Annotated in this window: 1 protein-coding gene; it reads right to left on the bottom strand. The window is 39.2% G+C overall.

Features of this window, described 5'->3' with window-relative positions; translation table 11 throughout:
• Positions 1–5: 5 nt before the first annotated feature.
• Positions 6–926 (bottom strand): IS1595 family transposase, encoded by a 921-nt coding sequence (locus tag MMU05_RS23005; protein WP_241144002.1) that lies wholly within the window; start codon positions 924–926, stop codon positions 6–8.
• Positions 927–1,042 lie beyond the last annotated feature (116 nt).

The following is a 1,042-nucleotide window of genomic DNA, read 5'->3' as shown; positions in this document are numbered from 1 at the left end:
TATGATTATCCGCAATCATTCCAGTAAGGATAAATTGAAGCAATGATGAGTCTGTCAAAAAGCTTTTGACCGAAATATCTTCTGTTGAGCTTGTAACAAAACTCGTCCAGATAGTTCTGCATCATCCTCTCTGTTATCATATGATAAGTTTGCAGGTGTTTCTTTAAGTTACTGATGGCAATGTGAGCCCATTTGAGGTTAAATTTGCCTTCTTTCGTGCCGGAAATTTCTCTTACATGAACATCAATACATTGACCCAGATCTGAGAAGGTGGTACTCTTATCTGTTTGAAGTACAGTGCTTTTATCAATGAATTCTTTGATCAAAACCTGTGCGGTCTTAGCCTCTAAGTTCTTTATCTTCTTCATCTTGAAGTACCTGCAACTCTTTTCAAGTTCGCCTGAGTCAGGATCCTCCAATACGGTTGATTCAGCCATAACAGCTACTTTAGATTGTTTTTGGCTTCCTCTGCCTCGTTTGAGCTTGTCTTTGGTTTTATTACTGACGGCCTTTCCAACAAAGGCTTCGTCATATTCAACCATATCTTCGAGCCTGTAGGTATCATCACGTTTTCCCATTACAACCCTGATTTTATGATACATCCTGAAAACAGGCTCGTACCTCTTCAGGCCCAATTGTCTTTGAAGCTCCGCGGCACTGAAACCTTTCTTTGTAGCAGATATGAATGTAATGGCAAGCATCCAGACACGAATCGGAAGGTTGCTGTGCTCCATAACAGTTCCGCTCTTGATACTTGTTCGGAATCCACAAGAGGAGCATTGGAAAGACTTCTTGTTTTCAAGCCAATAGTGCTTGGTACATGAGCATCTTTTACAGACAATTCCCTGTTTAATCCTTTGAATTTTAATGAATTCAATACAGGCGGATTCATCCGGAAAGCGATTGATGAAGTTGACAATATTCATGGTCAAAACCGTTTATTTTGACCCAATTTATTTACATTGATCTTTAACAAATAACGATTGTCACTAGCTGTCACTTTATATTTATTTGGCCACTGGTATCATTGCGGATATACATA

This window comes from Cognataquiflexum rubidum (assembly GCF_022538115.1).
Lineage (GTDB): Bacteria > Bacteroidota > Bacteroidia > Cytophagales > Cyclobacteriaceae > Cognataquiflexum > Cognataquiflexum rubidum.
The sequence above is the reverse complement of the archived record's forward strand: the minus strand, read 5'-3'. Positions and strand labels throughout refer to the sequence as shown.